General features: G+C 69.6%; 16 protein-coding genes and 1 pseudogene. 13 read left to right on the top strand and 4 right to left on the bottom strand.

Annotated features, from left to right (window positions below; translation table 11 throughout):
* Positions 1-13: 13 nt before the first annotated feature.
* Together AB5I40_RS13350 and AB5I40_RS13345 are read left to right on the top strand one after the other, a co-directional pair.
* Positions 14-1,201: a phosphotransferase gene (locus tag AB5I40_RS13350; protein WP_370938806.1), complete on the top strand. Its 1,188-nt coding sequence runs from the start codon at positions 14-16 to the stop codon at positions 1,199-1,201.
* 338 nt (positions 1,202-1,539) lie between these two features.
* Positions 1,540-2,391: an SGNH/GDSL hydrolase family protein gene (locus AB5I40_RS13345; RefSeq protein WP_370938805.1), complete on the top strand. Its 852-nt coding sequence runs from the start codon at positions 1,540-1,542 to the stop codon at positions 2,389-2,391.
* Here AB5I40_RS13345 and AB5I40_RS13340 read toward each other — a convergent pair.
* Positions 2,357-3,112, bottom strand: a complete 756-nt coding sequence (locus tag AB5I40_RS13340) for a metallophosphoesterase (protein ID WP_370938804.1) — start codon at positions 3,110-3,112, stop codon at positions 2,357-2,359. The two genes, AB5I40_RS13345 and AB5I40_RS13340, sit on opposite strands and share 35 nt — an antisense overlap.
* A gap of 78 nt (positions 3,113-3,190) precedes the next feature.
* Between AB5I40_RS13340 and AB5I40_RS13335 the strand changes: the two genes are divergently transcribed.
* The 3 genes from AB5I40_RS13335 to AB5I40_RS13325 all read left to right on the top strand — a co-directional run bounded on the left by AB5I40_RS13335 (position 3,191) and on the right by AB5I40_RS13325 (position 6,654).
* A complete protein-coding gene (locus tag AB5I40_RS13335; RefSeq protein WP_370938803.1) occupies positions 3,191-4,573 on the top strand; it encodes a replication-associated recombination protein A in 1,383 nt (460 codons plus the stop codon).
* 109 nt (positions 4,574-4,682) lie between these two features.
* Complete coding sequence (locus AB5I40_RS13330; protein WP_370938802.1) at positions 4,683-5,231, top strand: cupin; 549 nt, start codon at positions 4,683-4,685, stop codon at positions 5,229-5,231.
* Positions 5,232-5,796: 565 nt separating this feature from the next.
* Complete coding sequence (locus AB5I40_RS13325) at positions 5,797-6,654, top strand: NAD(P)-dependent oxidoreductase (protein WP_370938801.1); 858 nt, start codon at positions 5,797-5,799, stop codon at positions 6,652-6,654.
* Here AB5I40_RS13325 and AB5I40_RS13320 read toward each other — a convergent pair.
* A complete protein-coding gene (locus tag AB5I40_RS13320; RefSeq protein ID WP_370938800.1) occupies positions 6,638-7,549 on the bottom strand; it encodes a hypothetical protein in 912 nt (303 codons plus the stop codon). The two genes, AB5I40_RS13325 and AB5I40_RS13320, sit on opposite strands and share 17 nt — an antisense overlap.
* A gap of 155 nt (positions 7,550-7,704) precedes the next feature.
* Here AB5I40_RS13320 and AB5I40_RS13315 point away from each other — a divergent pair, with 155 nt between their 5' ends.
* The 8 genes and pseudogenes from AB5I40_RS13315 (at position 7,705) to AB5I40_RS13280 (ending at position 16,437) form a co-directional block, all read left to right on the top strand.
* Positions 7,705-8,100, top strand: a complete 396-nt coding sequence (locus tag AB5I40_RS13315; protein ID WP_370938799.1) for a DUF948 domain-containing protein — start codon at positions 7,705-7,707, stop codon at positions 8,098-8,100.
* Positions 8,097-8,399: a hypothetical protein gene (locus AB5I40_RS13310; RefSeq protein ID WP_370938798.1), complete on the top strand. Its 303-nt coding sequence runs from the start codon at positions 8,097-8,099 to the stop codon at positions 8,397-8,399. Before AB5I40_RS13315 ends, AB5I40_RS13310 begins: the two co-directional genes overlap by 4 nt.
* A gap of 79 nt (positions 8,400-8,478) precedes the next feature.
* Positions 8,479-11,142 carry an alanine--tRNA ligase gene (gene alaS / locus AB5I40_RS13305; protein WP_370938797.1) on the top strand — a complete coding sequence of 888 codons (2,664 nt, stop codon included), beginning with the start codon at positions 8,479-8,481 and terminating at the stop codon, positions 11,140-11,142.
* The gene (gene ruvX / locus AB5I40_RS13300; protein ID WP_370938796.1) at positions 11,132-11,632 is read left to right on the top strand and encodes a Holliday junction resolvase RuvX; all 501 of its coding nucleotides are present in this window, start codon (positions 11,132-11,134) and stop codon (positions 11,630-11,632) included. Before alaS ends, ruvX begins: the two co-directional genes overlap by 11 nt.
* Positions 11,629-14,010 (top strand): endolytic transglycosylase MltG, encoded by a 2,382-nt coding sequence (mltG, locus tag AB5I40_RS13295; protein WP_370938795.1) that lies wholly within the window; start codon positions 11,629-11,631, stop codon positions 14,008-14,010. The genes ruvX and mltG overlap by 4 nt, the downstream gene beginning before the upstream one ends.
* Positions 13,997-14,863, top strand: a complete 867-nt coding sequence (locus AB5I40_RS13290; protein ID WP_370938794.1) for a shikimate dehydrogenase — start codon at positions 13,997-13,999, stop codon at positions 14,861-14,863. The genes mltG and AB5I40_RS13290 overlap by 14 nt, the downstream gene beginning before the upstream one ends.
* A 43-nt stretch (positions 14,864-14,906) precedes the next feature.
* A pseudogene (locus AB5I40_RS13285) lies at positions 14,907-15,470 on the top strand (GrpB family protein); the annotation flags it as partial.
* Positions 15,471-15,495: 25 nt separating this feature from the next.
* On the top strand, positions 15,496-16,437 hold the full coding sequence (locus AB5I40_RS13280; RefSeq protein WP_370938793.1) for a D-2-hydroxyacid dehydrogenase family protein: 942 nt from the start codon (positions 15,496-15,498) through the stop codon (positions 16,435-16,437).
* Here AB5I40_RS13280 and AB5I40_RS13275 read toward each other — a convergent pair.
* Complete coding sequence (locus AB5I40_RS13275) at positions 16,434-17,927, bottom strand: alpha/beta hydrolase (protein ID WP_370938792.1); 1,494 nt, start codon at positions 17,925-17,927, stop codon at positions 16,434-16,436. The two genes, AB5I40_RS13280 and AB5I40_RS13275, sit on opposite strands and share 4 nt — an antisense overlap.
* Positions 17,924-18,739 carry a serine hydrolase domain-containing protein gene (locus tag AB5I40_RS13270; RefSeq protein ID WP_370938791.1) on the bottom strand — a complete coding sequence of 272 codons (816 nt, stop codon included), beginning with the start codon at positions 18,737-18,739 and terminating at the stop codon, positions 17,924-17,926. The genes AB5I40_RS13275 and AB5I40_RS13270 overlap by 4 nt, the downstream gene beginning before the upstream one ends.
* Positions 18,740-18,809: the final 70 nt, after the last annotated feature.

Genomic DNA, 18,809 nt, shown 5'->3' with positions numbered 1-18,809 from the left:
AGGGTCGGTGACAATGACAGTCGACACCTCCTCCGCCGGCGACGCCGGAGTCCGGGCGGAAGCCGGGGAACTCGCCGTCGCCGCGGCCGTCGCGGCGGGCGAGGCGGTGCTCACGCGCCGGTTCGGGAGCGCGATCACGCTGGTTTCGCCGGAGCACCTCTCCGGGAGCGGACCGGCGACAGTCGTCCGGGCGCGGGTCGTGTCGTCCTCGTTCGCGTTGCCGCGGACGTTGGTGGTCAAGCATTATCCGGATCCGCCGGAAGCCGGTCGGGTCGATCCGTTCGCTCAGGAGGCTGTGAGCTACCAGCTGTTCACCGCGTTGGCTCCGGACGAGCGGATGTGTCCTGAGCTGCTGGCTCACGACGGCGGGCATCGGGTGCTGGTGATCGAGGACCTCGGGCGCGCGCCTACTTTGCAGGACAAGCTGGCTGCTCGCGACTCTCGTGCGGCTGAGCGGGCTCTCCTGTCTTGGGCTCGGTCGTTGGGGCGGTTGCACGCTAGTACTGCTAGTCGTGAAGCGGATTTCAATGCGTTGCTGCGGCGGCTGGGCGGGCCGGTGCGGACCGACAATGACGGGCTGTCGGGTCTGGTTGACGACGTTGAAGAGCTGTTGTCCGAGTTGCTCGATGTGCCTGTTCCCGAGGCGGTGCGCGAGCGCCTTGCCGAGGCTGTCGCTCAGGCTCGGTCGGCTGCTTTTCGGGCGTTCAGTCCGGTTGAGCTTGCTCCGGAGAACAACCTGGTCACGGGGTCTGGGGTTCGGTTTTTGGACTTCGAGCGGGGGCGGGTTCGCACTGCGCTGGTAGACGCTTCGTGTCTGCGGTTGCCGTTCGTGTCCGATCCTCGGGCGATGGCCCTGCCCGCGGGGATGAGCGAGGCGATGATCGCTGCTTGGCGGGCTGAGATCGTCGACGTGTGGCCGTCGTTTGCTGATGACGTCGAGTTGGCTCGGCAGCTCACTGTCAGTGAGATGTTGCAGGTGTGGCAGGTTACTCGGGATTTGCTTCCTCGGCTTGATCTGAGTCGGCATGCGACTCCGGTTAGCCGGGAGGCTGCGCTGGTTACTTGGTGGCGTGAGTTGGCTCGGCATGCGGGGTATTCGCGGTTGACTGAGGTTGCCGAGCACTCCACGCGGGTTGCTGCTGCGTTGGGGGCTCGGTTGGGGCCGCATGCTGATTTGGCGTTTTATCCTGCGTTTCGGTGAGGTTCGGCTCGTCGCCTGGCGGCGACATCGCTTGGTGGTTGCGTGGGGCACCCCGAAGTTTGATTGTGCTGACGGTCTGGGGGTGCTTGTCAAGGCTGGAAAGATGCCTTGACAAGCACCCCCAGACCGCAGGGACGCTTTATATCGGGGTGCGGGGGAGGGGCTGGGTGCCTCGATCGTTGGGTGCATCGGTGGCTGTTGGGTGGGTGGCGAGCGGCTGCTGTTAGGGAGGGCTCAAATGCCCTAAATCAGACCTCGTCTTCGCCTGGTACCGGAAGTTCCCACCTCCGTCCATACCGCGTTACCTTCCCATCACCAGCGGTGAGTTTCGATACCGGATGGTCTTGGTCGTGACCGTGATCAGCGTCGGAGTCACCCCAGCCGCAGCCCGAGAACCAGTTCCGGAACGAACCCCGTCCCTCCGTCAAGCCGAACGTTTGGCGATCCTCGGCGATTCGACCGCCGTGGGGCTCGGCGATCCGCTTCCCCATCGCGGTGGCTGGCGCGGAGTGGGGCCCTTGGTCGCGCAGGCCCTCGGCATCGACGAAGCCGGCTACCTGAATCCGTCTTTTACCGGCGCGAGGATGGCCTGCGTACGCACCGAACAACTTCCCCTTGCGCTTGCTCACAAGCCGGACGTAGCACTGGTCGTCGTGGGCATGAACGACACGCTCCGCCCGGACTTCAACCCGGACAACATCGCGGCGGACCTCACTGCGATCGTTCGTGAGCTCACCGCGGTCGGAACTACCGTCTTGCCGGTGCGTTTTCACGACCACAGCAAGGTTTTTCGGCTTCCGCCCTCGCTCAAGCGGGCCTTGAGCGCTCGCGTAGCGGAACTGAACGAGGCGATCGACCGGGTGGTGGAAACTGAAGGCATAGCTTGCCTGGACCTGGATGCCCTGCCTGGTGCCTACGACCTCACGGTGTGGAGCGTTGACCGCCTGCATCCGTCTGAACTGGGGCACCGTCTGCTCGCCCAGGGCTTCACGGATCTGGCGGCAGCGGCGGGCTACGCGATTCCGGAGCCGGTGAGTCTCACTTGCTCCGGGGGAGTGGAGCCAAGTGCTGCCGGGCACTTTGGCTGGCTCGTCGCGAAGGGGGTGCCGTGGCTGTGGCGGCGTGGGCGCGAGTTTCTGCCTTATGCCGCAGTCATCATGTGGCGCTCGTTCCGCGAGCGCGTGGGCTGAATACTCGCAGTGCCTCGGCATCTGACGCTGGATTCCGTACGAAATAGTCGTTCCAGTCCTGAATTCCGGGATACTCCGACGTTTCCGCCAGATCGCGGCACACGGCCTCCGCGTCATATGCGGTGCGCCGCAACTCGACGCCGGGACCTAGGCGCGCCCAGTGTGCACCTGTTGTGCCGTAAGGCATTCCGACGCTGCCTGGGTTCACGATCCGGCAGCGGTCGGCCAGTCGCAGGAACGGCATGTGGGTGTGGCCGCATACGACCGTTTCCGCTGTGACGCCGTCCAGGACTTCGGCCCAGCGCGACAGCGGACTGTCTACCAGCGCGACTTCTTCGTCGTCGCGGGGAGTGGCATGGCAGAACAGCACTTCGCCGAGGCCGTCGATTTCCAGGGTGACCGTCAAGGGCAATCCGGCCAGCAGCGCCACCTGGTCCGGCCGTAGCTGGGTCGCGGCCCAGGGGCCGATCGGGTCCGGGATCTTCGTGGGGCCGCCGGACGCGAGCGTGACGAGTTCGCGGTCCGCGTTGCCGCGCACCCACACCGCGTGGTCGCCTAGCGAAACCAGCCGGTCCAGGGTCTGCCGGGGCAGTGGGCCTGCGGCCAGGTCGCCGCAGAGGACGACGAGATCGGCAGCTTGGACGTCGGGTTCGGCGAGGACCGCGTCGAGGGCGGGCAGCACGCCGTGGATATCGGACAACACCGCGACCGAGGAGACCATCGCCCCAGTCTGCCCCTCCGGCGGCGCTGCGGGGCCGGGCGAGCGGGATTGTCGGGGTGGTCGGTTACCGTCGTCAGCGTGGCACAGGACGAACTCTTCACGGTGAACCCCGACGCGGGGCCGCCGCCCGAACCCACCGGAGCGAACCCGGTCGAACCGCAGGCCGACCCGGCGACGTCGCCGCTCGCGGTCCGGATGCGGCCGCGCACGCTCGACGAGGTGGTCGGTCAGCAGCACCTGCTGCGGGAAGGGGCTCCGCTGCGCCGCTTGGTCGAGGGGGCCGCTCCGGCGTCCGTGCTGCTCTACGGCCCGCCCGGCACCGGCAAGACCACGCTGGCGAACCTGGTGTCCATCGCTACCGGGCGCCGGTTCGTCGCGATGTCCGCGCTGTCGGCGGGCGTCAAGGAGGTGCGCGGCGTCATCGAGGAGGCTCGGCGGCGCCGGCAGTACAACACCGAGAACACCGTCCTGTTCATCGACGAGGTGCACCGGTTCTCCAAGACCCAGCAGGACGCGCTGCTCGGCGCGGTCGAAGACCGGACTGTGCTGCTGGTGGCTGCGACCACGGAAAACCCGTCGTTCTCGGTGGTGTCGCCGTTGTTGTCGCGGTCCTTGGTGCTGCAGCTGCGGCCGCTCACCGACGACGACATCGTCGCCGTGCTGGAGCGCGCGTTGACCGACGAGCGTGGGCTCGGCGGCGAACTCACGCTCACTGACGAAGCCCGGGCGCACCTCGTGCGGCTTGCGGGCGGGGACGCGCGGCGTGCGCTGACCGCGCTGGAGGCGGCCGCGGATGCGGCGTCGGCCACGGAGAACAAGACGATCGATCTGGCCGTTGTCGAGTCCACTGTGGACAAGGCGGCAGTTCGATATGACCGTGACGGCGATCAGCACTACGACGTGATCAGTGCGTTCATCAAGTCGATCCGCGGGTCGGACGTCGACGCGGCGTTGCACTACCTGGCGCGGATGATCGAGGCGGGGGAGGACCCGCGGTTCCTGGCGCGGCGGTTGGTGGTGCACGCGAGCGAGGATGTCGGGCTGGCGGATCCGACCGCGTTGCAGGCGGCGGTCGCGGCGGCGCACGCGGTGCAGTTCATCGGGATGCCGGAGGGGCGGCTCGCGTTGGCGCAGGCGACGATCCATCTCGCTACCGCGCCTAAGTCGAATGCTGTGGTCACTGCGATCGACACCGCGTTGAGCGACGTTCGCAAGGGGGCGATCGGGACTGTGCCGCCGCATCTGCGGGACGGGCACTACGCGGGGGCCAAGCAGCTGGGCAATGCGCAGGGGTACCGGTATCCGCACAACGTGCCGGAGGGGGTGCTGGCGCAGCAGTATCCGCCGGACGAGCTGGTGGGGCGGGACTATTACGAGCCCACACAGCGGGGCGGGGAGCGGACGCTGGCGGAGCGGGTGCCTCGGCTGCGGCGGACTATTCGGGGCGAGCGGCAGGTCTGAGGCTTGCGGCTCGCTGAGTGAGGGGTGCCACTTTCTGTCCGGTGGTGCTGCGGGCGGGAACATTCGGGTGCGTCGTCGGTTGCTTCTCTTCAAGGAGAGGGGAGCGGCGATGACGCTGTTGACCGTGTGGCCTGACGATCAGCCTGGGCATGTGCTTTTGCGGACTGAGGACACTGGGGCGATCGTCGCTGAGCTGGGGCGGGTGGGGGCCGGGTTTGCCCGGTTCCCCGTTGTTGAAGGCAGCTCGGAGGGGGACGTGCTGGCTCGGTATCGGGGGTTGGTTGAGTCTCGCGTCGGCGGGGGTTGCTCGGTGGATGTTCCGGCTGGGGAGCCGGGGCTTGTCGAGCGTCTTGGGGACGCTGTCGAGGATCGGTTTTTCGTTCGGGGGGCCGCGGTTTGGTATCTGCATGCCGGGCGTGAGGTGCACGCGGTGTTGTGCGAGGCCGGGGATGTGTTGACGGTTCCGGCTGGGGTTCGGCATTGGCATGACGGTGGGGCGGATCTGGTGACTGTTCGGGTTTTGCGTGCTGGTGTGGCTGGGGCTGGGGCTGGGGCTGGAGTTGGGGCTGGGGTTGTGCGGGCTTTGGTGCCTGGGGAGTTTCCTGGGTTTGAGGAGTTGGTTGCTGAGCGGGTTCGTGGCTCGGTGTTGAGCGGGTGATCGGCTCGTCGCCTGGCGGCGACATTGCCGTCTTGGTTGCGTGGGGCACCCCGAAGCCTCAGTGTGCTGACGGTTCGGGGGTGCTTGTCAAGGCGGGAAAGATGCCTTGACAAGCACCCCCGAACCGCAGGGCGGCTTCGTATCGGGGTGCGGGGGAGGGGCTGGGTGCCTCGAATGTTGGGTGCACCGGTGCGGTTCGCGGTGGGCTTGGGCTAGCGCCCCAATGTGGCATTGGGTGCATGTGACGCACCGAATGCCGCATTGGGTGCATGCGACGCACCCAATGCCGCATTGGGGCGCGTCGCGGCGGGGCGGGGCGGTCTGTGAAGGGCTCATTGAGGGAATCTGATTCTGTGAAGGGGTCCGTCACGGCCTGCGACGGGTCGTGAGGGGAACCCTGAGGGAATCAGATTCCCTGAGGGTGGCCCTCACGGACAGGGGGGAGCGGGCTGGTGGCGGGATTGGTCCGGTTCGCCGTGTTGGTCGCTGATCGTGGCAAGTCAACGGGGGGCAGTGCGGAGGCGCTGATCCTGCCGATCCGCGTAGCTGGCGGCACGATGGCCGGATGACCACAGTCGCATTCCTCGGCACCGGAATCATGGGCCGTCCGATGGCCGCCAATCTTGCTCGCGCTGGGGTGAGCGTGCGCGCTTGGAACCGCACGCTCGCGAAGGCTGAGCCGCTTGCCGCGGAGGGCGTCACGGTTGTCGAGACACCTGGCGAAGCGGTGAAGGGCGCCGACTTTCTGGTCACCATGCTCGCGGACGGGCCTGCGGTCGCGGAGGTGTTTCGAGGGCTTTCGCTGGAGCCGGGGACGATTTGGTTGCAGACCAGCACCGTCGGGGTCGAGTGGGCTGATCGGCTTGCGGAGGCGTCCGTCGCGGCTGGGGTTCCGTTCGTGGATTGTCCGGTGATGGGGACGAAGGGGCCCGCTGAGCAAGGGCAACTGCAGGTGCTCGCGGCTGGGCCGGACAACGTGCACGACGGGGCTGCGGAGGTCTTCGACGCGATCGGTTCGAAGACTCGCTGGCTCGGCACTGAACCCGGCACGGCGACGCGGCTCAAGCTGGTGATGAACGCTTGGATTCTCGCGCTCACCAACGGCACCGGCGAGAGCCTGGCCCTGGCCCGTGTGCTCGGGGTGGACCCGCAGTTGTTCTTCGACGTCATGAGCGGCACTGGGTTCGACGTTCCTTACGCGCGGGCGAAGGGGCCGATGATGCTGTCCGGCGAGTACCCGGCGAGCTTCCCGGCCTCGCTCGCGGCGAAGGACGCGCGGCTCGTGGTGGAAGCCGCGGGCCACGCGATCGACGTCGGCGGGGCGGCGGCCGCGTTGGCGCATCTCGAGAGTGCGGTCGAAGCGGGGCATGGCGAGGACGACATGGCGGCGGTGTACGAGGGGATCGTCAAGAAGGGGCATTGAGCAGCGACGCGACTCGGTCCACGCCGATGCCGGAGACGAGCAAGCGTTCCTTCGCGTTTCCCAGCAATCGTGCGGTCCACGGGGTGAAGCCGCCATCGCCTACTTCGGCTGGGCCGGTGCCGAAGTCCGCGGTGACGGTGAAGCAGAGGCCGAAGTAGTAATCGCGGCCGATGGCACGGTCTGAGGCGTCAGAGACCTCGACGTCCGGCAATGCGTCTTGCACTGAAGCGGCGAAGTCAGCGAAGCGGTTGTCCATTGTGGTCACTTGGAAGCCTGCGGCGTGGGCACCGGCGGCGCGTACCGCGGTGGTGAGGAATCGGGCGTGTTCCACCAGATGTTCGCGTTCGAAGGCCAGGCTGCCGCGGTCGCGACCGGCGGTGACGGCGGCGAACAGGGAGAAGTGGGCGAAGAGTCCAGGGCCCGGAGGTTGGGCCCGGACGACGCGTTGCACGGTGGTGAGTCGTACTGGCGAGGAACCGGTGCGGCGGACGGCGGCTTCCAGCGCCAGACCGTTCGTCGGGTCCGCGGCGACTTCCGTGCCGCGGCCGGTCGGGACGACGCGGTGCTGGGCTAGTCCGGCCACTGTGGAGTGAGTGCCGAGCGGGGTCACCGGGGAGAGCGTGACCCGGTCGAATTCCGGCGGGGCAGCGGAAAGCAGGGCGTCTTCGACCCGGCGGAGCGCGTCGAAAGGCAGTGGCGCGGGCGTGGTGAACCGGTCCGCGCGGTAGCGGCGCAACACATCCGGTCCGCGCAGTTTCGCGGCTCGCCGCCGGGCTACTTCCAGTTGCAGCGTCGTCAGGTCCGCGCCGGGAAGCTCGGTGAGCACGTCGGCGGCTCGCCCGCCGGGTCCGGCGAGCACGCGGGGGAGCGGACCGCGTCCGTTCGAGGAGGCCATCACCTGAGGAGACCAGCCCGGGCCCGGCTTCGCGAACTGTTTTCCGGCAGCGGCGACTGCGCTGGGTGACCACTGCGGCGGGGGGTCCCCGCCGAGAAGCTCCGCAGGCGGTAACCTCACACCACCTAAGACCCCGCACCACCCGAGGAGGGCCCGTGTCGGCAGGGCAGATCGCCGCGCTGATCGCCGCAGGAGCTTTCGTACTGCTGGTCTTGCTGCTGGCGATCCCGCTGCTCAAGCTCGGCCGCACGCTGGACGAGGCGACGATCGCGATCCGCAAGGCGCACGAGAACAGCGACCCGATCCTGATCGGGGCCAACGAGACGATCACGCACGTCAACACCCAGCTCGAGCGCGTCGACGGGATCACCGCGAACGCGCAGGCGGTGAGCGGCAACGTTTCCGCGCTCTCGTCGGTGTTCACCGCGACGCTCGGCGGCCCGCTGGTGAAGACCGCCGCGCTGTCGTACGGGATCAGCAAGGCGATCCGCGCGCGCCGCAAGCGCCAGGAAGCGAAGGCGCAGCGCCCGGCCCGCCGGGGGAAGAAGTGAAGCGGCTGTTCTGGCTCGGGGTCGGGGTCGTCGCGGGAGTCGCGCTGAGCCGCAAGGCGAGCGAAACCGCTCGTCAGGCCACGCCTGCCGGGTTAGCATCGAACTTGGGCGACGCCGTGCGGGAACTCGCGGGCGCCGTCGGTTCGTTCGGCGCCGAGGTGCGCGCCGGGATGAACGAACGGGAACAGGAGCTGCACGACATGGTCGAGGAGCGGACCGCCGCCGTCACGCCGCCTTCGGGCGCGGGCCGGCACGCCGCACGTCGCCCCGCCCGGCGAGCTCGCCGGGCGGAGGGCTGATCTCCGCGCGCCTTCCGCCGCCTCCGACCCCCGTTTCCTTCCCCGGCCTAAGCCGGGTCTTCAGCACAAGGACGTACCCGTGGACACACACGAGATCACCGACCGTTTCCTGCGCCATTTCGAAAGCCGGGGCCACACGCGCGTGCCGAGCGCCCCGCTGATCCTCGACGACCCGAACCTGCTGTTCGTCAACGCGGGCATGGTCCAGTTCAAGCCCTACTTCCTCGGCGAGGCCCCGCCGCCGTATCCGCGCGCGACCTCGGTGCAGAAGTGCGTGCGCACGCCGGACATCGACGAGGTCGGCAAGACCACCCGGCACAACACGTTCTTCCAGATGGCGGGCAACTTCTCGTTCGGCGACTACTTCAAGGAAGGCGCGATCGAGAACGCCTGGGAGCTGATCACCAAGTCCCAGGACGACGGCGGCTTCGGCCTCGACCCGGACCGGATCTGGGCGACCGTCTACGAGAAGGACAGCGAGGCGGCCGGGCTGTGGCGCAAGCTCACCGGCCTGCCCAGCGAGCGCATCCAGGTCCGCGACGGCAAGGACAACTACTGGGACATGGGCGTGCCCGGTCCCGGCGGGCCCTGCTCGGAGATCTACTACGACCGCGGCCCGGCGTACGGCCGTGAGGGCGGCCCGGTCGCCGACGAGGACCGCTACATCGAGATCTGGAACCTCGTCTTCATGCAGGACGTCCGCGGCGACCAGAGCCCGAAGCTGGGCCACCCGCCGATCGGCGAGCTGCCGAAGAAGAACATCGACACCGGCATGGGCGTCGAGCGCGTCGCGACGATCCTGCAGGGCGTCGAGAACGTGTACGAGACCGACCTGGTGCGCCCGGTGATCGGCCGCGCCGAGGAGTTCTCCGGCCGCCGCTACGGCGCCAACCACGCCGACGACGTGCGCTTCCGCGTCATCGCCGACCACGCGCGCACCGGCGTGCTGCTGATCGGCGACGGCGTCACTCCGGGCAACGACGGCCGCGGCTACGTGCTGCGCCGGCTGCTGCGCCGCATCGTGCGCTCCACGCGCCTGCTGGGCGTGCAGGAGCCGGTGCTGCAGGAGTTCGCGAAGGTCGTCAGCAAGACCATGGGCCCGACCTACCCCGAGCTGGTCAGCGGGTTCGACCGGATCTCCGAGGTCGTGCGCGTCGAGGAGGAGGCGTTCCTCGCCACCCTCACCAGCGGCTCGCGCATCTTCGACCTGGCCGCGGCCGAGACGAAGAAGGGCGGCGGCGACGTCCTCGCCGGCGACAAGGCGTTCCAGCTGCACGACACCTACGGCTTCCCGATCGACCTGACGCTGGAGATGGCCGCCGAACAGGGCCTGACGGTGGACGAGGCCGGGTTCCGCACCCTCATGGAGGAGCAGCGCAAGCGCGCGAAGGCGGACGCGGCGTCGCGCAAGAGCGGCCACGGCGACCTGTCCGAGTACCGCAAGGTGCTCGAACAGCACGGCGAAACCCAGTTCCTCGGCTACACCGAGCTGCAGGCGGACGCGAAAGTCGTCGGCCTGCTCGAGGACGGCCTGCCGGTGCGCAGCGTCGCGGCGGGCCGCAAGGCCGAGCTGGTGCTCGACCGCACCCCGTTCTACGCCGAGAGCGGCGGGCAGATCGCCGACACCGGCGTGCTGGTCGGCGACGGCGTCGAGCTGAAGGTGCTCGACGTGCAGAAGATCGTGCCGGGGCTGTTCGTGCACCGCGTCGAGGTCACCGAGGGCGAGGTCGGCATCGACACCCGGCTCACCGGATCGGTGGACGCGAACCGCCGCCTGTCGATCGAGCGCTCGCACTCGGCCACGCACCTCGTGCACGCGGCGGTCCGCGGCGCGTACGGCAAGCGCGCGGCGCAGGCCGGTTCGCTCAACGCGCCGGGCCGGATGCGCTTCGACTTCACCACGCCGGGCGCGGTGTCGGCGGACATCCTCACCGAGGTCGAGCAGGAAGTGAACGACTACCTGCAGACCGACGTCGAGGTGCGGAGCTACACCACGACCAAGGACAAGGCGCTCGAGCTGGGCGCGGTCGCGCTGTTCGGCGAGAAGTACGGCAACGACGTCCGCGTCGTCGACATGGGCGAGTACTCGCGCGAGCTGTGCGGCGGCACGCACGTCGGCCGGATCGGCCAGCTCGGCCTGGTCAAGCTGGTGTCGGACGCGTCGGTCGGCTCCGGCGTGCACCGCGTCGAGGCGCTGGTCGGCCCGGACGCGCTCAAGCACGTGCGCAAGGAGCAGCTGCTCGTTTCGCAGCTGGCGAACACGTTCAAGGTGCCGTCGGACGAACTGCCCGGCCGGATCGAGGACGTGCTGTCCCGGCTGAAGAACGCCGAGAAGGAGATCGAGCAGCTGCGCACGCAGCAGGTGCTCGGCTCGGCGGGCGCGCTGCTGGACAAGGCGCAGGACGTCTCCGGCGTCTCGGTGGTCGCCGAGGTCGTGCCGGACGTCGACGGCAACGGCCTGCGCGCGCTCGCCTCCGACATCCGCGGTCGCCTCGGCGAACGCGCCGGTGTGGTCGCGCTGTTCGCGCCTTCGGGGGAGAAGGTGGCCTTCGTGGTCGCCACGACCTCCGCGGCGCGCGACAAGGGAATCGCGGCGGGCAAGCTCGTGCCGTCGTTCGCCGAGGCGATCGGCGGGCGCGGCGGCGGCAAGCCGGACATGGCCCAAGGCGGCGGCAGCAACCCGGCCGGCGCGGAGCAGGCCGTCACGGCCCTGCGCGCGGCGGTCGCGAACCTTGGCCGCTAACTCCAGGAGAGGCCCGGATCGGCCCGGCGAGTCCGATCCGGGGCGGGGCAGGCGGCTCGCGGTCGATGTCGGGTCTGTCCGGGTGGGGGTCGCGCTGAGCGATCCCGCCCCCGTGCTCGCGAGCCCGCTCGTTACCCTCTCCCGTGATGCGAAGGACGACAGCGATCTGGACCGGCTTGCCGATCTCGTCACCGAACACGAGGTGGTCGAGGTGATCGTGGGCTTGCCGAGGACGCTGGCGAACCGGCAGGGCGCGGCCGCGGACATCGCGATCGCGTATGCGGAGCAGCTCGCCGGGCGCGTGGGGGACGTGCCCGTGCGGCTGGCAGACGAGCGGTTGACGACGGTCACCGCGTCGCGAATGCTGTCCCAGCGGGGGGTCAAGGGACGCAAGCAGCGCGCCGTGGTCGACCAGGCAGCGGCAGTCGAGATCCTGCAAGCCTGGCTCGACGCCGCCGCCGCGCACCGCGCCCGGAAAGGCGACTCATGACCGACCCCCGCGGCCCCGGCGACCCGGGCGGCCGCCGTCGGCTGCGCAACCCCGACACCCCGGATTTCCCGGACCCCGCGGCGGGTTCCGGCGCTCCGGGCGGGCGGCGCAGGCGGCGCGAGCCTGAAGACGAACTACCTCCTCGCCGTGCGCGCGGCGAGGTGCCGGAGGGCATGCCGCCGTCCGGCGAACGACGACGGCCTCAGCGTCCTCCCGCTCCGGAAGGCCGCCGACGCGCGCCCGAGGGTGCGCCTCGTCGGGCCGGCGAAGCGACCCGTCGGGTCGCGCCCGACGCGATGCCGCCCGCCGAGCCGCCTCGTCGCCCGGCCGCTGATGCACCGCCGACCCGGCGGCGGCGTCCGGCCCCGCCGCCGAAGCGGTCCACCGAGAACTGGGATCTTCCGCCGCACGCGGCCGACGACCTTCCGCGCGCCCGTCCGCGGCGGATAGCTCCGGGCGATGCACCGGTGAGCGGGAACGAAGTTTCGCCGGCGGACGCCGAGCCGCCAGCCGGTCGACGGCGTCGCCGCGAGGACGTTCCGCCGGTCGACGCCGAGCCTCCGGCAGGCCGTCGCCGTCTCGAGGACGCGCCGCCTCCTGCCGAGCCGCCCGCTGGGCGTCGCCGTCGTCGCGAGGACGTTCCGCCGCCGGTCGAGGTCGAACCTCCGTCCGGCCGCCGTCGCCGGGATGACGTCGACGTGCCGGTGGAAGCCGTCGCGCCTGGCCGTCGCCGGGCGCCGGACCTGCCACCCCCGCCTCCGGCCCGGCGCGCGCCCGCTCCGCCGCCGGACGGCTCCGTGCCGCCGGATCCGCGGTTCGCCGACGCGTCGATGCCGCGCGATCCCCGGTTCGCCGACGCGTCGATGCCGCCGGACCCGCGCTTCGCCGAGGCCTCGATGCCGCGCGATCCCCGGTTCGCCGACGCGTCGATGCCGCCGGATCCCCGGTTCGCCGAGGCGTCCATGCCGCGCGACCCGCGGTTCGCGGACGCGTCGATGCCGCGCGATCCGCGCGACCAGCCGCCGCGCCGGCAGCCGGTCGAGCAGCCCACCGAAGTGATCCCGACCGTGCCCGCCGCGCACGAGCCGGAGCACCCGGACGACCAGCAGCCGATCGACGGCCTCTTCGAGGACGAGTACGACGAATACGGCGAGTACGAGGACTACGACGAGGAATACGACGGCTACGACGAGGACGGCTACCCCGAAGACGCGGCCGACCCGCCGGTCGAGGAGCCGCCCGCGAAGAAGCCGCGCAAGAGGAAGCGCAAGCGCGCGATCGGCTGGATCGCCGCGGTGCTCGTGCTCGTCCTGCTCAGCGGCGGCGCCTATTTCGGGTACCAGAAGATCTTCGGCTACGCGGACTTCGACGGTTCCGGCGAAGGTGACGCGCTCGTGCAGGTCGAACAGGGCGACACGACGTCCGCGATCGGCGCGAAGCTCACCGACGCGGGCGTGGTCGCGAGTTCCCGGGCGTTCGTGAAGGCGGGCGCGGAGAACACCGCGCTCAGCAAGATCCAGCAGGGCTACTACCTGCTGCGCCAGCACATGTCCGGCGAGGAAGCGGTCGACCTCATCACCTCGCCGGCCGCGCGCGTCGGGCGGCTGGAAATCCGGCCGTACACGCAGTTCGACGACATCACGCAGCCCGACGGCAAAGTCACGCCGGGGGTGTACAGCCTGATGTCGAAGGCCTCGTGCGCGACCTTGAGCGGCAAGAGCACCTGCATTCCGGTCGATCAGCTGCGCAAGACCGTCGCCGACGCCGACCTCAAGGCACTCGGCGCGCCCGAGTGGGCGCTGGCCGACGCGGGCAAGGCGCTGAGCAAGGACAAACGCCTGGAAGGCCTGATCGCGCCCGGCGTCTACGACGTGAAACCCGGCTGGAGCGCGACCGAGCTGATCACCGACCTGGTGAAGCAGTCGGCCGATTCGATCCAGGCGGCCGGGCTCACCGCGCAGAACACCGGGCCGGGAATGTCGCCGTACCAGACGCTGATCATCGCGTCGCTCATCGAGCGCGAGGCGATCAAGCCGGACTTCGGCAAGATCTCGCGGGTGATCTACAACCGGATCGCGCAGCGCATCCGGCTGCAGCTGGACTCCACGGTCAACTACGTGCTGGACCGCCCGACGCTGCTCACCAAACCCGAGGACCGGGCGAAGGCGGGACCGTACAACACCTACGCCAACTACGGTCTCCCGCCGACGCCGATCGCGGTGCCCAGCATGGACGCGATCAAGGCCGCGGTCAGCCCGACTCCCGGCGACTGGGCGTACTTCGTGAAATGCGAGAAGGACGGGCATTCCTGCTTCGCGGTCACGAACGACCAGCACAACGAGAACAGGCACTTGGCAGAGCAGCGTGGCGTCATCTAGTGACCGGCCGCGCCGCGCGGCGGTGCTGGGCAAGCCGGTGGCGCATTCGCTGTCGCCGGTGCTGCACCGCGCGGCGTTCGCGGCGCTGGGCCTGGACGGCTGGACATACGACCGGGTCGAGACGGACGCCGCCGGGCTGCCCGGTTTCGTCGACGGTCTCGGCCCGGAGTGGGTCGGCCTTTCGGTCACCATGCCGGGCAAACGGGCCGCGCTCGACCACGCCGCCGAGGTCACCCCGCGCGCGGCCGCGGTCGGTGCGGCGAACACGCTCGTGCGCCGGCCGGACGGCTGGCTCGCCGACTGCACGGACGTCGACGGGGTAACCGGAGCGCTGCGCTACGCCGGTGGTTACTCGCCTTCTCCGAGCGACCAGGCGGTGGTGCTCGGCGCGGGCGGGACGGCTGCGGCCGCAGTGGTCGGATTGGCCGCACTGGGCGTCACGACGGTGCGTTTGGTGGTGCGGGAACCGGCACGGGCTTCGGAAACCGTGGACGCGGCGAAGCGCGCGGGCTTGACCGCGGACGTGCTGCGATGGTCCGAAGTGGACTTCGCGGAGCTGGCGGACACCACGGCGGTGCTGGTCAACACGGTTCCGCCGGACGCGGTCGCGCCGCACGTCGCGGAGCTGTCCCGGATCGGCGGCGTGCTCGACGTGATCTACCACCCGTGGCCGACGCCGCTGGCCGAAGCGGTCGAACGACGCGGGGGACGGCTCGCGACCGGGCTGGACATGTTGCTGCACCAGGCATTCGGACAAGCGGAGCAGTTCACCGGCCAACCGGCTCCGCGCGAGGAAATGCGGGCGGCGCTGCGCGAGGCGAGCGGAAACATTCTGCCGCTGCCGATTTCCTGATATCCTGGCGGGCTGTTTTCCACCAGCATCAGGGGGATTCACTGTGACCAGGCAACAGTTCGGCGAGGACGAAATCCAGGCGGCGTGGGTCGGCGAGGCGCCGAAACTCGGCACCACCGTCACCCTCGCCGAGTACGACCCGGAATGGCCGCGGCTCTACGACATCGAGGCGGCGCGGATCCGCGCCGCGCTCGGGGAACGCGTGCTGCTGCTCGAACACGTCGGCTCCACCTCGGTGCCGGGGCTCGCCGCGAAGCCGATCGTCGACATTCTGCTCGAAGTGCCCGATTCGGACGACGAGGCGGCGTATGTGCCCGATCTCGAAGCGGCGGGCTACCGGCTGGTGATCCGCGAACCGGAGTGGGAGAAGCACCGCTGCTTCAAGGGCCCGGACACGAACGTCAACCTGCACGTCCATTCGCCGGGCAACGGGCAGACCGAGCGGTATCTGCTTTTCCGCGACCGGCTGCGCAGCCATCCTGAGGAGCTGGCGCTGTACCTGGCGAAGAAACGCGAACTCGCCGCACAGGTGTGGGAGTACGTGCAGAATTACGCCGACGCGAAAAACGATGTGATCGACGAGATCATCGAGCGGGCGCGCAACGCCTGACTCGCGGGTTACGGTGGGCGGCATGAAGATCGCGATCCTCGACGACTATCAGAACGTGGCTCTCCAGTGCGCTGATTGGGAGCCGCTCGGGGCGGAGATCGAGGTGTTCAGCGCGCCGTTCGCCGGGCCGGACGAGACGGTCGAGCGGCTGGCCGGGTTCGACGTCGTGGTCGCGATGCGCGAGCGCACGCCGTTCCCGGCCGCGGTGTTCGACCGGCTGCCCGCGCTGAAACTGCTGGTCAGCACCGGTCGGCGGAACGCGGCGATCGATCTGGACGCGGCGAAGCGGTGCGGCGTCGTCGTTTCCGCGACCGGAGCGCTGGCCGCGCCGACGGTGGAACACGCGTGGGCGCTCATCCTGGCCGGTGCGCGCAATCTGCCGTTGGAGTTCCGGTCGATGCGCGAGGGCGGCTGGCAGGTCGGGCTCGGGACGGCGTTGCGGGACAAGACGCTCGGCCTGCTCGGGCTCGGCAGGCTGGGTGCCGAGGTCGCGCGGATCGGCCAGGCGTTCGGGATGAAACCGATTGCGTGGAGCCAGAATCTCACCCCGGAGCGGGCGGCGGAGCACGGCGTGACGGCGGTGTCCAAAGAGGACTTGTTCGCGAGGGCGGATGTGTTGTCGGTCCACTTGGTCCTGTCCGAGCGCACCCGGGGTCTGGTCGGTGCGGCCGAATTCGCCGCGATGAAGCCGTCCGCGTTGTTGGTGAACACCTCGCGCGGGCCGATCGTGGACGAGACGGCGCTGCTGGATGCGTTGCGCAGCAAGAAGATCGCCGCGGCCGCGCTGGATGTCTACGACGGCGAACCGCTGCCCTCGGACCATCCGCTGCGGACGCTGGACAACGCGATTCTGACGCCGCACATCGGTTACGTGAGCCGGGAAACGTATGAGATTTTCTACGGCGGCGCGGTGGAGGACATCGCCGCGTTCCAGGCGGGCGAGCCGATCAACGTGCTGAACTAGGGGAACGGCCGGACCTGCGGCGGGTAGACCGTCCCGTCCGGCGGCACGGTCAGATCCGTGAAATACCGTGCCATCGCGGCGGAAGCGGCCGTGCTGGGCACGTCGAGCGTCGTGTGCCCGGCGCCGTCCACCACGACGACGCGGCCGTCGCCGAGTTCCCGTGCGGTGGCCTGGGCGTTGGCGAGCGGGGTGACCGGGTCGTTCCGGTTGGCCAGGATCAGGATCGGATGCTGCCGCGACCGGTTCCACGGACCGAGGTAGCGGTCCTCGTCCCGCGCGGGCCAGCCGACGCACTGCGCCATCGAAAACACCGGTGCCACCCCGAAGTACGGCTGGCGTTTCGCTTCAGCCGCAGCGAGTTCGGGGTACGAGGCGGTGTCCTGCGGGAGTTCGCTGTCCAGGCACTGCACGGCGAGGAAGCCGGGCGAATGCGTCGGTACGCGCGGGTCGAGCACCGGGGCGGGGGAGACCGGCGACGACGGCACGAGCCCGGCGAGCGTCTTCGCCAGCCGCGGCCACCGGGACGATTGATACAGCGCCCGGTCGATGGTCTCCATCAGCGACGAAACCGTCATTCCGCCGACCGGACCGTGCGTCAGCCGGGCGAAGACCGAGGCGAATTTCTGTTTCAGATCGCCGCCCGCGAACGCGCATTTGCCCGGGCCTGCCGCGTCGCAGGCGGCGAAGAACGCTTCGAGTTCCTGCTGCTGAGCCGTCGCGACGTCGGCGCGCACGTCGACTGGTTTGTGCTGCTGACCAGGCTGTCCGGTGGCGTTCGCGACGAGATCGAGTGTTCCGTCGAGTACCATTCCGCGCAGCTTGCCGGGGAACAGGTTCGCGTAGGTGCCGCCGAGATACGTGCCGTACGAATAGCCGTAGAAGTTCAATTGCTGCTCGCCGAGCGACTGCCGAAGCAAATCCATGTCCCGTGCGACATTCGCGGTCGACAGATGCGACAGCTCGGCACCCGTCGCCGCACACGCCTTGCCGACGGCCGCGCTCGCAGCCCAGAACGCGGCGCTGTCGCGCAACGGAGAACCGGCCGCGGGCGGCGTTCCCGGGCACTGCACCGGGGCGCTGCTGCCGATCCCGCGCGGGTCGAAGCTCACCAGATCGAACTTGGCCCGCAGCTCGTCCGGATACCGCGGACCGAACCGCATCAGCTCGCCGACTCCGTCGGTGCCCGGGCCGCCGAAGTTGATCACCAGCGACCCGACGCGGTGCGCGGGATCGGTGGCAGGCATGCGAATCACCGAGAGATTCAGCTTCGCGCCGCCCGGCTCGCGATAGCTCAACGGAACCGGCGCGGTCGCGCATTGGAAACCGCCGTGGCACGGTGCCCAGCCGAGCTTGGGCGCCGTGGCGCCGTTGGTGCCCAACGGAAGCGGAGCGTCCGGCGCGGGCAATGCTTGCGGCGCTTGGGTTTGCGCGGCCGGCGCGGAACAACTCGCGACGAGCAGGAGAGCAGCTAGAGCTGGCCAGAGTCTCACGCGGAGAGTTCCGCCAGCACGGAGTCGGTGAACGGCGGCCAAACCTGCGCGGCCCACGGACCGAACGACCGGTCGGCGAGCCCGACGCAGGCGTGGCCCGCCTCCGGGTCCACCCACAGGAAAGTCCCGGACTGCCCGAAGTGGCCGAACGTGCGCGGCGAGCTGTTCGCGCCCGTCCAGTGCGGGCTCTTGTGGTCGCGAATTTCGAAGCCGAGACCCCAGTCGTTCGGCTTCTGGTGCCCGAAACCCGGCAGGACGCCGTTCAGTCCGGGAAACGCGATTTCGGTGGCCGCGCTGAGGGTTTCCGGCGCGAGCAGCTTGGGCGCCTGCAGCTCCGCGGCGAACCGCAACAGATCGTCCAATGTAGACACCGCACCTGCGGCAGGGGAGCCGTCGAGGTGGGTCGACGTCATGCCGAGCGGTTCGAACAGCCCTTCACGCTGATACTCGGCGAACTCGATGCCGGAGTGCTCGGCCAGCGCGTCGGCGAGTTCCTCGAACCCGGCGTTGGAGTACAGCCGGCGCGTGCCGGGTTCGGCCATCGCCTTGTGCGCGTCGAAGGCGAGCCCGGAGGTGTGCGCGAGCAGATGCGCGACGGTGGATCCCTCCGGCCCGGCAGGCGTGTCCAGTTCGACGACGCCCTCTTCGATCGCGATGTGCGCGGTGTAGGCGGTGAGCAGCTTCGTGACCGACGCGAGCCGGAACGGCCGGGCCGGGTCGCCGTGGCGCCCGCGCACCTCGCCGGAAGCGGAGACCACCCCGGCCGCGGCGTTGTCCACGGGCCATTCGTCGATCAGGCGCAGACTCTCCATGCCCGCCAGCGTAATAGGACCTGCTCGACGGCTGTTTCCGAGTGCCCTGACGCAACGAACCGTGCGGGGC

The sequence above is a fragment of the Amycolatopsis sp. cg13 genome (assembly GCF_041346965.1).
GTDB lineage: Bacteria > Actinomycetota > Actinomycetes > Mycobacteriales > Pseudonocardiaceae > Amycolatopsis.
Note: the sequence above shows the minus strand (reverse complement) of the source record. Positions and strands in the feature narration are given on the sequence as shown.